Annotated in this window: 13 protein-coding genes; 9 read left to right on the top strand and 4 right to left on the bottom strand. The window is 69.4% G+C overall.

Annotated elements, in window-relative coordinates:
• Window positions 1-29 precede the first annotated feature (29 nt).
• From tsaB to ACCO44_RS04955, 6 genes are read left to right on the top strand one after another with little or no spacing between them, the layout of a single operon-like run.
• Window positions 30-647 (top strand): tRNA (adenosine(37)-N6)-threonylcarbamoyltransferase complex dimerization subunit type 1 TsaB, encoded by a 618-nt coding sequence (gene tsaB, locus ACCO44_RS04930; protein WP_105711624.1) that lies wholly within the window; start codon window positions 30-32, stop codon window positions 645-647.
• Entirely contained in the window at window positions 644-1,132 is a 489-nt protein-coding gene (gene rimI, locus ACCO44_RS04935; RefSeq protein ID WP_105711623.1) for a ribosomal protein S18-alanine N-acetyltransferase, read from the top strand. The genes tsaB and rimI overlap by 4 nt, the downstream gene beginning before the upstream one ends.
• Window positions 1,129-2,196, top strand: a complete 1,068-nt coding sequence (tsaD, locus tag ACCO44_RS04940; protein WP_372468694.1) for a tRNA (adenosine(37)-N6)-threonylcarbamoyltransferase complex transferase subunit TsaD — start codon at window positions 1,129-1,131, stop codon at window positions 2,194-2,196. Before rimI ends, tsaD begins: the two co-directional genes overlap by 4 nt.
• Window positions 2,193-2,681 carry a hypothetical protein gene (locus ACCO44_RS04945; protein ID WP_029262237.1) on the top strand — a complete coding sequence of 163 codons (489 nt, stop codon included), beginning with the start codon at window positions 2,193-2,195 and terminating at the stop codon, window positions 2,679-2,681. Before tsaD ends, ACCO44_RS04945 begins: the two co-directional genes overlap by 4 nt.
• A 4-nt stretch (window positions 2,682-2,685) precedes the next feature.
• Entirely contained in the window at window positions 2,686-3,801 is a 1,116-nt protein-coding gene (locus tag ACCO44_RS04950; protein ID WP_029262238.1) for a hypothetical protein, read from the top strand.
• Window positions 3,785-5,014: a hypothetical protein gene (locus ACCO44_RS04955; RefSeq protein ID WP_372468695.1), complete on the top strand. Its 1,230-nt coding sequence runs from the start codon at window positions 3,785-3,787 to the stop codon at window positions 5,012-5,014. Before ACCO44_RS04950 ends, ACCO44_RS04955 begins: the two co-directional genes overlap by 17 nt.
• 21 nt (window positions 5,015-5,035) lie before the next feature.
• Here ACCO44_RS04955 and ACCO44_RS04960 read toward each other — a convergent pair whose 3' ends face one another.
• Window positions 5,036-6,241, bottom strand: coding sequence for an SAM-dependent methyltransferase (locus ACCO44_RS04960; protein WP_372469446.1), 1,206 nt, complete (start codon window positions 6,239-6,241; stop codon window positions 5,036-5,038).
• Between the two features lie 163 nt (window positions 6,242-6,404).
• On the opposite strand from ACCO44_RS04960, the gene groES reads away from it, so the two are divergent.
• From groES to ACCO44_RS04975, 3 genes are all read left to right on the top strand, one after another.
• Window positions 6,405-6,701: a co-chaperone GroES gene (gene groES, locus ACCO44_RS04965; protein ID WP_028502311.1), complete on the top strand. Its 297-nt coding sequence runs from the start codon at window positions 6,405-6,407 to the stop codon at window positions 6,699-6,701.
• 183 nt (window positions 6,702-6,884) lie between these two features.
• Complete coding sequence (rarD, locus tag ACCO44_RS04970; protein ID WP_372468697.1) at window positions 6,885-7,817, top strand: EamA family transporter RarD; 933 nt, start codon at window positions 6,885-6,887, stop codon at window positions 7,815-7,817.
• A gap of 144 nt (window positions 7,818-7,961) precedes the next feature.
• Window positions 7,962-9,215, top strand: coding sequence for an ABC transporter substrate-binding protein (locus ACCO44_RS04975; protein ID WP_029262242.1), 1,254 nt, complete (start codon window positions 7,962-7,964; stop codon window positions 9,213-9,215).
• 249 nt (window positions 9,216-9,464) lie between these two features.
• On the opposite strand, the gene ACCO44_RS04980 is transcribed toward ACCO44_RS04975, so the two are convergent.
• The 3 genes from ACCO44_RS04980 to ACCO44_RS04990 are packed head-to-tail and all read right to left on the bottom strand — an operon-like array spanning window position 9,465 to window position 12,215.
• A complete protein-coding gene (locus ACCO44_RS04980) occupies window positions 9,465-10,256 on the bottom strand; it encodes an ABC transporter ATP-binding protein (RefSeq protein ID WP_051662550.1) in 792 nt (263 codons plus the stop codon).
• Window positions 10,253-11,248 (bottom strand): ABC transporter ATP-binding protein, encoded by a 996-nt coding sequence (locus tag ACCO44_RS04985; RefSeq protein WP_181156332.1) that lies wholly within the window; start codon window positions 11,246-11,248, stop codon window positions 10,253-10,255. Before ACCO44_RS04985 ends, ACCO44_RS04980 begins: the two co-directional genes overlap by 4 nt.
• Window positions 11,238-12,215, bottom strand: coding sequence for a branched-chain amino acid ABC transporter permease (locus ACCO44_RS04990; RefSeq protein WP_372468698.1), 978 nt, complete (start codon window positions 12,213-12,215; stop codon window positions 11,238-11,240). The genes ACCO44_RS04985 and ACCO44_RS04990 overlap by 11 nt, the downstream gene beginning before the upstream one ends.
• Window position 12,216 lies beyond the last annotated feature (1 nt).

Here is a 12,216-nt window from a genome sequence, read left to right on the forward strand (position 1 = left end):
CACAGCGCGACCACGGCTACCCTGGAGACGTGATCCTTGCCGTCGACACCTCCCTGGGCACCGCTGTCGCCCTCATCGATGCCGACGGGGCGCGACGCGCCGAAGCCGCCGCCACCGACCCGCTGGGCCACGCCGAGGTGATCGGCGATCTGCTCGTCGCGGCGCTCAGCGATGCGGGTGACGGCGAGGTGACGCATGTCATCGCCGGCATGGGCCCAGGACCCTTCACCGGGCTCCGCATCGGCATCGCCGCGGCCCGCACCTTCGCCCTCGGGCGCGGCATCCCGGTCGTCCCGGTCCCCAGCCATCTCGCCGCCGCTCTCACCGCGCTCGAGACCGAGTCGCAGCCGTTCGCGATCGTCACCGATGCCCGCCGACGCGAGGTCGCGATCACCGTCTTCGACGGGCTCGATGCCGACGGGATCCCGCACATCGTCGCCGACACCGTCCTCGTGCGTGCGGCCGACGCCGACGCGCACCTCGACGGCATCCGCCGCATCGATGTCGCCACCCTGTCGGCGGCGGACCTGGCGCGCGTCGGAGCACGCGCCCTGGCAGCCGGTCGCACGCTCACGGGTGACGAGCCGCTCTACATGCGCCACCCCGACGTGACGGTGCCCGGTGCACCGAAGAAGGTCGGCTCATGACCCTCCGCGACGCCACCGCGGACGACCTCGACGCGATCATGGCGATCGAGGAGCGGTCCTTCCCGACCGACGCGTGGAGCCGCGAGACGATGGCCGCCGAGCTCGCGAGCATCCACGGCCGCTACCTCGTCGACGACCACGACGGCGCGGTCATCGGCTACGGCGGCGTGCGCGCGCTGCGTGGCAGTGCCGACGCCGACATCCAGACCATCGCGCTCCTCGCCGAGCACCGCGGGCAGGGTCGGGGCCGCGCGCTCCTGCGTGCACTCCTGGCCGCCGCGGCCGAGCGCGGTGCCCGTGAGGTGTTCCTCGAGGTCAGGGCCGACAACCCCGCGGCGGAAGGCCTGTACCTCGCGGAGGGGTTCGAGGAGATCGGCCGTCGCCCCCGCTACTATCAGCCGGACGACGTGGACGCGATCGTGATGCGTCTGGAACTGCGCCGCCACCCGGCATCGCACGACACGACCGAGGAGGCGAAGGCATGAGCGAACCTCTGGTCCTCGGCATCGAGACGAGCTGCGACGAGACCGGGATCGGCATCGTCCGCGGGCGCACCCTGCTCTCCAACACCATCGCGTCGAGCATGGACGAGCACGCCCGATACGGCGGCGTCGTGCCCGAGGTCGCCGCGCGGGCGCACCTCGAGGCGCTTCAGCCCGCCATCGATGCGGCACTCGCCGAAGCAGGGGTGCGTCTCGACGACCTCGATGCGGTCGCCGTCACGAGCGGCCCCGGCCTCGCGGGCGCGCTCATGGTCGGAGTGGGCGCCGCCAAGGGCCTGGCCGTCTCGATCGACAAGCCGCTGTACGCCGTCAACCACCTCGTCGGCCACATCGCCGCCGACATCCTCACGGCCGATTCCGCGCCGCTCGAGTACCCGACCATCGCGCTGCTCGTCTCCGGTGGTCACACCTCGCTGCTGCACGTCCGCGACCTCACCACCGACGTCGAGCTGCTCGGCGAGACGATGGACGACGCCGCCGGCGAAGCCTTCGACAAGGTCGCCCGGCTCCTGTCGCTGCCGTACCCCGGCGGTCCCGAGATCGACCGGGCGGCGGCCGACGGCGACCCGGACGCGATCCGGTTCCCGCGCGGTCTCTCCCGCGCATCGGATCTGGCGAAGCATCGGTACGACTTCTCGTTCTCGGGGCTGAAGACCGCGGTGGCCCGGTGGGTCGAGCGCTGCGAGGCCGACGGGGTCGAGGTGCCCGTGGCCGATGTCGCCGCGAGCTTCCGCGAGGCGGTCGTCGACGTGCTGGTGACCAAGGCACTCGCGGCCTGCGCCGACCTCGGGGTGCCGCGCCTGCTGCTGGGCGGCGGCGTGATCGCGAACCGTCGGCTGCGCGAGGTCGCCCTCCGGCGTGCCGATGAGGCGGGAGTCACGGTGCGCATCCCGCCCCTCTCGCTGTGCACCGACAACGGCGCGATGATCGCCGCGCTGGCCGCCGAGCTGATCTCCTCAGGCCGGCGCCCCTCGACTCTGGCGTTCGGGGCGGACTCCACCCTTCCGGTCACCGAGATCCAGATCGCCGAGGCGGTGCCCGCATGAGCGACGTCTCCGGCTCGTCCGACGCGAAGACCCCCCGGACTCCGCCGGCGCGCGTCGAACGCGCCAGTGACGAGGTCGAGCAGCATCCCGGGGCGGCGCCGCGGCTTCCCGGCGCCCGTCGCGAGGGCTACACGAAACTGCCCACCGGCCCCGTCGGCATCGAGCCCGTGGTGGTGAGCGGGCCCGACATCGATGCCCCGGGCGAGGCGGAGTGGGAGCCGACGACCGGGGCCATCCCGGTCGACGACACCCGCCTCGCGCCGTGGGCCCTGCTCGCCGCGATCGTGGCGCTCGGAGCATCGTTCTTCGTCGGCTGGGGGATCCCCGTCGCGGTCGTCGCGGTGATCGCCGCGATCATGTCGCTGCGTCGTCCGCTCGAGAGCCGTTCCATCGCGCTGTGGGCGCTCGTGCTGGGCCTCTGCGCGACCGCGTACAGCCTGGGCTGGTTGGTCTGGGCGGGCATGCAGTTCGAGAAGCTCGGCTGACCGGATGCTCGAGCCGGAGGAGTCGGAGGAGCTGCGTTCCCTGCAGGCGCGGGCGTATGGTCGCGATTCCTCGCTGACATCGGCCGAAGCCGAACGCCTCCGCGAGCTGGAGGACCTCAGGCTCGCACCGGTCGCCGAGGCTGCACCCGCCGCACACCCGGGCGAAGTGGAGCGGAGCGCCGCCGCCGAGCCCGATACCGCGGTCGCCGTCTCCGAAGCCGCGCCCGCCGACGAGGGCCGAGTGTCCGCGGGGGAAGACGCGGCAGACGACGCGGTCGACGCCCTCTCGCCCGCATCGTCGTCCTGGCGCTCCCTGTTCTCGCTGCTCCGCACGCGCTGGCGGCCGGTCGCCCTGGTGGCCGTCGCGGTGCTCGCGATCGGGGTGGGGGTCGGCTGGCTCGCGTTCGGCCGATCCGGAGCCGCGGCGGTGGAGCTGACCGCCGACCAGCAGGGATGGCAGAACGATCTCGTCGCGGCCGGCGTGTACGATCCCGGTTCGATCCGCGCGCTCAGCGTCGAGGAGGACGTGGTCATCTGGACGGCGACGAAGGACACGAAGGAGCGCACCTGCCTGATCCTCGGCACGGGTGAAGCGACGGTTCCGTCCTGTGACCGTACGGAGATGATCGCCGAAACCGGGATCTACGGCTCGATCTCGGTCAAGGGTCACAAGGGCCTGCAGCGCGAGGTCAGCGCGCAGATGCTGTTCACCGCATCGGGCGAACCCGCTGTCGCGGTGAGCGTCTACGACTACGACCCGACGGAGAGCGGCATCACCTACGCGAACGAGGCCGAATCGGAGACGGCGGCCCGGTTGGCGGAGAACGGCTTCGACGCCGGCTCGCTCTGGGTCGTCGGCTACGACGGCGACGTGCCGATCTGGATGGCCTCGCAGACCGAGTCGCAGAACCAGTGCCTCATCTACGACGGATCGACCGATGAGGCTCCGGTCACCTGTGCCGACCCGCAGACCATGCAGGAGCAGGCCTCGAGCCTCGTGCTCAACGTCGTCGACACGGAGACGGGCGGCGTGACGCACCTGGAGATGATGTCGAATCGGGGGCCCGGGTATCTGACCATCACCCGGGAGGGAGATGCCTCGGGTGCCGTCGGAGACTGAGGCCGAAGAGTTACGGGCACTGCAGCGGAAGGCCTACGGCCGAGGAGGGCTGCTGACCGCAACGGAATCGCAGCGGCTGCGCGCGCTCGAGGATTCGCGTCGCTCGCACGCCGCGGCCGCGTCCCCGGAGCGGTCGGAGGCCGGCCACGGTACCGACGGCGGCGGCGGATCCATGAGGGGGGACCAGACAGAGGTGGCGATCGGGCCCGTCGACGAAGCGTTCGCGGCGAACACGGCCTCTGACGCGGCCGAGGTTCCCTCCGCAGCGCTCACGCAGCGTGCTCCGGATGCGCAGGCATCGCCGACGCCGCAGCCGACGCCCCCGACCCCGGCTCGAGGCTCGATGCGCCGGCAGGTGGTGGCGACGCTGGTCGCCGTGTCCGCCGTCCTGCTCGCGCTCGGCGTCGGCATCGGCTGGGGGCTGTTCGCGCCGCGAGCCGGCGGCATCCCGCTGACGGCGGAGCAGCAGCAGCGCCTCGGAGAGCTGGTCACCGAGGCGTTCGATCCCGGTTCGGTCCGCGCGGTCGCGCAGGATGGTGATGCCCTCGTCTGGTACGCGACGAAGGACGAGGGATCGGCCGCCTGCCTGGTCCTCGACGTCGGCGTGCAGTCGCAGACGAACTGTCTCGCCGCGGAGGAGTCGGAGCGCGGACTGTCGGCGTCATTGTCGCTCCCGGGGGAGACGGGCTCCGACATCATCCAGGCCACGATGCTCCTCTCGACAGCGGGGGAGCCGCTGGTCGCGATCCAACGGTGGGGCGGGGTCGATTCGCTCCTGGCCCAGTTCCCCGAAGACGTGCGCGACCGGGCGGAATCGCTGACGACGGAGGGGTTCGAGCTCGGTCTCTCGCTCGTCGGTGTCTTCCGGGACGCGCCGGTGTGGCTGGGGGATCGGCTATCGGAACAGGGCGCCACCGAGCGGTGCCTGATCGTGGATGCCGCCGGGCCGGTCGTCTGCAAGGGCTTCGAGACCGCGTTCGCGGAGGGACTCACTGTGAAACTCGAGACCGTCGACCCCTCGGGTGCGCGGGTCGCGACCGCGGCGTTGGACCTGCAGTTCACGAACCAGCAGACGCCGTACCTGACTGTCTCCGTCGACTCCGCAGCGCCCGATGGCGTGGACGAGGTGTCCGATGCGGTGGATGACCCCTTGATGATCCAGCTGTCGCCGGGCGGGCGGATCGAGCTCCAGGACCCGGGCGACGACGGCTGACCCCGGCGGGGCGGGTCGCGATCAGCTCGCGGCCGGAACCCGATCGGCGAGGATCGCCCGCCGCTGATCGCCGATACGCGCGAGGATCAGCGTGGCCTCCTGATCACCGCGCAGCGTGAGCTTCTTCCGGAACGCCGCAGGGTCGATGTCGACACCGCGCTTCTTGATCTCGATGCGACCGACGCCGTGCGCCTTGAGAGCGGCGTTGATCGCCTTGGGGTTGGCGGGCAGGGTCTCGCGCACGCGGAACGACTGCACGAACGGGCTCGTCAGCGCGGCATCCGAGGTGAGATAGGCGATGTGCTCGTCGAGCATCCCGGCATCGAGGCTCCGGGCCACATCGCCGATCAGGCGGGCGCGGATCACGGCGCCGTCCGGCTCGTGCACGAAGGCGCCGAGCTCGCGCACGGGCTCATCGGCCACGTCGGCCGGTGCGGTCATCTCGTGCGATCGGTCGCCGCGGATCACGAGCGCCGAGCGTCGCACGCCTTCTCGGGCGAGGGCGCCGCTCCACACGACCAGCTCGACGACGCTGCCGTCGGCGCTCACCCACTGCGCCTCGGCGTCGGCGGGAAGAGCGTCGCGGTCGTGCGCGGGGCCGAGCTTGATGCCCGTCGGCACGCGCGCCGCGACGTCGAAGGCCCAGTCCAGCGAGGGGGAGTAGTCGTCTGCAGAGACGCGGCGGGTCTCACTGTGCCCGGAGGTGCGCCGGGCGGGATCCATCCAGATCGCGCGTGCGTTCGAAGCATCCGAGCCCTCGAAGGCGTCTTCCGCCGTGCTGTGCCGAACCACCGCGCCCTCTCCGAAGGGCGCGAGGTTGTAGGCCGCGATGGCGGCGGTGACCTCGTCGGCATCGACGGCGAGCACATCGAGTCCGGCTCCGGCGAACGCGAGGGCGTCGCCGCCGATCCCGCAGCCGAGGTCGGCAACGGTGGTGAACCCCGCGCTGCGGATCCGCTGGGCGTGTCGTGCGGCCACACCGAGCCGCGTCGCCTGCTCGAGCCCGGCTCGGGTGAACAGCATCCGCGCGGCGAAGGGGCCGAACTTCGCCGACGCCTTGGACCGCAGGTGCGCCTGGCCGACCACCGCCGAGACCAGCTCGGGGGAGTGCCCGGCGGCACGCAGCCGTGACACGGCGCGGGCGACGTCGGCGGTCGACCCGATCGTCCCGACCGTGTCGAGCAGTTCGAGACCGGCGGGGGTCAGCAGGGCACGCAGCTCGGACATCTCCACGTCCTCAGCCTAATTCCCGCTCGCATCACTGAATCACGGCGTGCGTTGGCACTCGCATTGCATGAGTGCCAGCCCAGCGCATAGACTGGATTAGCACTCTCGGGTTGAGAGTGCGAACAAGTCTTTCGTGTCAGTGTCAAGAAAGAAGAGGTAGACCGTGTCGGTTTCCATCAAGCCGCTCGAAGACCGCATCGTCATCCAGCAGGTCGAGGCCGAGCAGACCACCGCGAGTGGCCTGGTCATCCCCGACACCGCCAAGGAGAAGCCCCAGGAGGGCGAGGTCGTGGCCGTCGGCCCCGGCCGCATCGACGACAACGGCAACCGCGTTCCGATCGACGTCGCTGTCGGCGACCGTGTCCTGTACAGCAAGTACGGCGGCACCGAGGTCAAGTTCGGCGCAGACGAGTACCTCGTCCTGTCCGCTCGCGACGTCCTGGCGGTCGTCGTCCGCTGATCTGCGGAACCGGGTTCCGCCCCTCTCGAAGAGGTGGTGCCCAGGTCCTCGAAGGGGGCTCGGATGCTTCGGCATCCGGGCCCCCTTCTGCATCCCGCCATCGAGCATCCGATTCCTGCCGAACTCCGCGAGGACGGCTCACCGTCGCTCTTCGGGCCGTCGACGCGGGCATAGTGTTGTGCGGTGACCCCCGAGACGACCCGCGCCACCCAGACCGCCGGAGTCGCCTACGCCGGAGCCGCCTATCTCCTCTGGGGCGTGCTCCCGCTCTATTTCCTCCTCCTGGTGCCGACCGGTCCGTGGGAGGTCGTCGCGTGGCGGGTGCTGCTGTCGTTCGTCTTCTGCATCCTGCTGCTCACGGTCACGCGCGGCTGGGCGCCGTTCGGCGTGATCCTGCGGCAGCCGAAGCTGCTGGGCTGGACCGCACTCGCCGGTGTTCTGATCTACATCAACTGGCAGGTGTTCCTGATCGGAACGCTCAGCGACAACGTGGTCGAGACGAGCCTGGGCTACTTCATCAACCCGATCACCACGGTGCTGCTGGGTGTCTTCGTCTTGAAAGAGCGCATCCGCAGGCTGCAGTGGGCCGCGATCGCCATCGCCGCGATCGCGGTCGTCGTGATCATCGTGGCTTACGGTGACTTCCCCTGGATCGCGCTCTCGCTGACCGCGTCCTTCGGGGTGTACGGGCTCATCAAGAAGAAGATCGGTCCGGCGGTGGACGCCGTCAGCGGTCTCACCCTCGAATCGTTCTGGCTGATCCCGATCGCCGTCGTGCAGCTGATCGTGGTCGCGACGACTCCCGCGGGCATCACGATGGGCGGCAACGGGTGGGTGCACGCGGTGCTGCTGGCCTTCGCCGGTGTGGCGACGGCCGTGCCCCTGCTGCTGTTCGCGGCGGGAACCCGCCGGATCAACCTCACGGTGATCGGGATGATCCAGTTCATCACCCCGGTGATGCAGTTCCTCATCGGCGTCGCGATCCTGCACGAGCCGATGCCGCCGGAGCGCTGGGCCGGGTTCATCATCGTCTGGATCGCGATCGGCGTCTTCGTCGTCGACCTGCTGATCGCCGCCCGTCGAGGACGCCGGATCGGCCAGCCCGAACTCGTCTGAACCCGCGGTTCTCCGGCCCGGAATCCCGGTATCGGATCGTTAACGCACCGAGATACTTGCACCCCCTGTGGACGGGTATCACGCCCTAGTGTTAGAGCACCCGCCCGTGGTCACAATCCACGTTCAGTTACGCAAGGGAGCACCATGAACGCAATGAAGGGTTCGCGCACCGCGAAGGTCTTCGCAGGGATCGCTTTGATCAGCGCATCCGCCATCGTCATCGCCGGCTGCAGCAGCACGCCGAACGCTGAGCCCAGCGAAGGTGGTGAGAAGCCGGCCGTCGATCTGACGCTCAAGCTCGGCTCGCTGCTTCCCGCGACCGGCTCGCTCGCCTTCCTCGGCGCTCCGATGGAAGCCGGCGTCCAGCTGGCTGTCAACGAGATCAACGAGGCCGACGCCGGCGTGACCATCGACCTCACCACCGCCGACGAGGGTGACCTCGACAACAAGGCGTATGAGACCTCGATCACCAACCTCCAGAACGAGGGCATCACTGCGATGGTCGGCGCAGCGTCGTCGAGCGTCACCAAGCTCATCCTCGACGGCAACGCCGGCGCGGGCATCCTCACCGTCTCGCCGTCGAACACGTCGCCGGACTTCTCGGGCATCAACCCGCTGTACTTCCGCACGGCACCGAGCGACAACCTGCAGGGCGAGGTCCTCGGCAACCAGATCGCCGAAGACGGTCACAAGACCCTCGGCATCATCTACCAGAACGACCCCTACGGCACCGGCCTGTTCGAAGCCATCAAGTCGACGTTCGAGGGCACCGGCGGCGAGGTCGTCGCCGATGCATCGTTCAACCAGGGCGACGGCCAGTTCAACGCTCAGGTCTCCGAGATCGCGGCCGCCAAGCCCGACGCCGTCGCAGTCGTCTCGTACGACCAGTTCGCGACCATCGCGCCGCTGCTCGGCAACGCGGGCGTCGACACGGGTTCGCTGTACCTCGTCGACGGCAACCTGAAGGACTGGGGCACCGACGTCTCGGTCAACCTCGAGGGCTCGAAGGGCACCCGCGCCGGCGCTGAGCTGCCGCAGGACTTCCTCGACCAGCTCAACGAGGTCTGGACCGCCGACGGCAACGACCCGATCGACGCCGTGACCTACTCGGCTGAGGCCTACGACGCCGTCATCCTCATGGCGCTGTCGGCTCTGGCTGCCGGCTCCGTCGAGGGCGCCGACATGGCCGAGCAGATGGGCACCGTGTCCGGCGGTGGCGACGAGGGCGAGAAGTGCACCACGTACGCCGAGTGCGCCGACATCATCAACGGCGGCGGCACGGCGGACTACGACGGCCTCTCCGGCGAGATCACGTTCGACGAGAACAACGACCCGAAGGGCGCCGCGATCGGCGTCTACGAGTTCGGCGCCGACAACACCACCACGCGCCTCAAGTAAGCGCACAGACGAGGCCCCGGATGCTCAGCATCCGGGGCCTTCGTCGTCCCCGCCCCGTCCCCGCCCCGTCCCGCCCCGTCCCGTCCCGGTTCATCCGTCGGGAGCTCGCACGGATGTCGGGAGAAACGCCGGGCGAGGACCCGACGGATGCACGAACTCCCGACGGACGCTCGCGCCGAGAGGCGACGGATGCCCGCCATGCACGCAGGAGGGGGATGCCGCGTGGCATCCCCCTCCCGCGTGACGCGCTCAGGCGGCGTCGGTGCCGAGCGTGCCGAGGTAGAGGCCGATGACCTTGGGGTCGTTCAGCAGCTCGCGCCCGGTGCCCTCGTAGGCGTCCTTGCCCTGATCGAGCACATAGCCGCGGTCGCAGATCTGCAGGCAGCGGCGCGCGTTCTGCTCGACCATGATCGTCGTCACGCCCGCCTTGTTGATGTCGGAGACGCGGATGAAGGCATCGTCCTGACGCACGGGGGAGAGGCCAGCCGACGGCTCGTCCAGCAGCAGCACCGACGGATCCATCATCAGCGCCCGCGACATGGCGACCATCTGTCGCTCGCCGCCCGAGAGCGACCCTGCGCGCTGCTTCAGGCGCTTGCCCAACTCGCCGAAGATGCTGCTGACGAACTCCAGGCGCTCGGCGAAGATCTTGGGGTTCTGGTACAGCCCCATCTCCAGGTTCTCCTGGATCGTGAGCGACGGGAACACGTTGTTCGTCTGCGGCACGAAGGCCACGCCACGGCGCACGAGCTTGTCGGCCTTGAGCCCGACGATGCTCTCGCCCTTCACCGTGACATCGCCCGAGCGGATCTCGACCATGCCGAAGATCGCCTTGAGCAGCGTCGACTTGCCGGCGCCGTTCGGGCCGATGATGCCGATCAGCTCACCTTTGTGGGCCACGAGGTTCGCGCCGTTGAGGATGTTCACCCCGGGCAGGTATCCGGCGTGCACATCGGTCAGCTCGACGATCACGTCGTCGTTCTTGATCTCGTTGCGCTCCGCGGGCGCGGGCGCGGGCGTGGGGGCGGATGCGTCGGTCATGCCTTCTCCTCCTCGACGTCTTCGGCCTCGACTTCGGCCTCGACCTCGGTCTCGATCTGCTCCCGGATCCGGATCGCGTCCTCTTCCGAGATCACCGGAAGACGACCGGTGACGGCCCCGAGATCGACGTCCTGGTGTGCGCCCAGGTAGGCGTCCACGACGGCCGGATCCTCCATGACCTGGTCGGGCGGGCCCTCGGCGACGACACGGCCCTCGGCCATCACGACCACCCAGTCGGCGATGTGGCGGACCATGTGCATGTCGTGCTCGACGAACAGCACCGTCATCCCCAGATCCTTGAGGTCGAGGATGTGCTCCAGCAGCGACTGCGTGAGCGCGGGGTTCACACCGGCCATGGGCTCGTCGAGCATCACCAGGGTCGGGTCGCTCATGAGCGCGCGGGCCATCTCGAGGAGCTTGCGCTGACCGCCCGAGAGCGATGCGGCGAAGTCCTGCTCCTTGGCGTCGAGCTTGAAGCGGGTGAGCAGCTCGTGCGCCCGTGCCTCGATCTCCTGATCCTGCTTGCGCCAGAGGAAGGGGAACAGCCCCGCCCAGAAGCCCTCGCCGCGCTGGTCCTTCGCGCCGAGCTTCATGTTCTCGAGCACGGTCAGCAGCGACAGCGACTTCGTGAGCTGGAAGGTGCGCACCTGTCCCATCCGCGCCACCTTGAACGAGGGGATGCCGGAGAGGTTCTTCCCGTCGAACGACCAGGTGCCGGCGTTCGGCTTGTCGAAGCCGCACAGCAGGTTGAACAGGGTCGTCTTGCCGGCGCCGTTCGGGCCGATCAGCGCCGTGATGGCTCCGCGCGGGATCTCCAGGTGGTCGACATCGACCGCGGTGAGACCGCCGAAACGGCGCTCCACCGCATCGACGATGAGGATCGGGTCGACCTTCTTGACGCCGGGCGCGGCGGGACCGGCGGCCAGGCCTCCGGTCTTGGCGCGGGGCGTGCTCTTCGCGGGCGTGACCACCGCGTCGTCATTACTTGACAAAGGTCATCTCCCTCTTGTTTCCGAGGATGCCCTGCGGGCGGAAAATGACGATCAGCATCAGCACGACGCCGATCACGATGTACCGCACGACGTCGGCCTGTGCGCCGGACATGGGCAGGTAGCCGGCGTTCGCCATGGCGGGGAGGAGCGCACCGAGGAAGGCGAACACCACCCAGAACAGCACCGCGCCGAGCGTCGGGCCGAGCACGGTGGCCGCGCCGCCGAGCAGGAGGATCGTCCACAGGAAGAACGTCAGCGACGTGGAGTAGCTGCCGGGGATCACCGCGGACGGCAGAATGAAGATGATGCCGCCGACGGCGCCGATCACACCACCGACCACGAGCGCCTGCATCTTGTAGGCGAAGACGTTCTTGCCGAGCGAGCGCACCGCATCCTCGTCCTCACGGATGCCCTTGAGCACCCGACCCCATGGGCTGCGCATGAGCGCCCAGACCACGAGCACGGCGATCACGAGGGCGATCAGTCCGACCACCCGCACCCACAGATCGGTCGCGTTGTAGGTCCACGGGCCGAAGCCGTAGGTGCCCGGCGGGAAGGGGTTCGAGTCGCGGAAGCTCTGGTGGTACCCGGAGAGTCCGCCGGCGGAGTTCGTCCAGTCCTTGAAGAGCTCGGTCACGAACATGAGCCGCACCACCTCGGCGGCGGCGATGGTCGCGATGGCGAGGTAGTCGGCACGAAGACGCAGGGTCGGGATACCCAGGATCAGAGCGAATGCCGCGCCGCCCAGCATGCCGACGAGGACGCCGGCCCACCACGGGAACCCGAAGGTCAGGATCGAGATCGCGTAGCCGTAGCCGCCGATGGCCATGAACGCGGCCATGCCGAAGTTGAGCAGGCCGGTGTAGCCGAAGTGCACGGCGAGGCCGGTCGCCGCCAGGGCGTAGGCGATCGTCGTCGGGCTGAAGAGATAGGAGGCGGTGTTGCCGAAGATGCTTCCGAAGTCCATG

Origin of the sequence: Microbacterium maritypicum (genome assembly GCF_041529975.1) — a bacterium.
Taxonomy (GTDB): domain Bacteria; phylum Actinomycetota; class Actinomycetes; order Actinomycetales; family Microbacteriaceae; genus Microbacterium.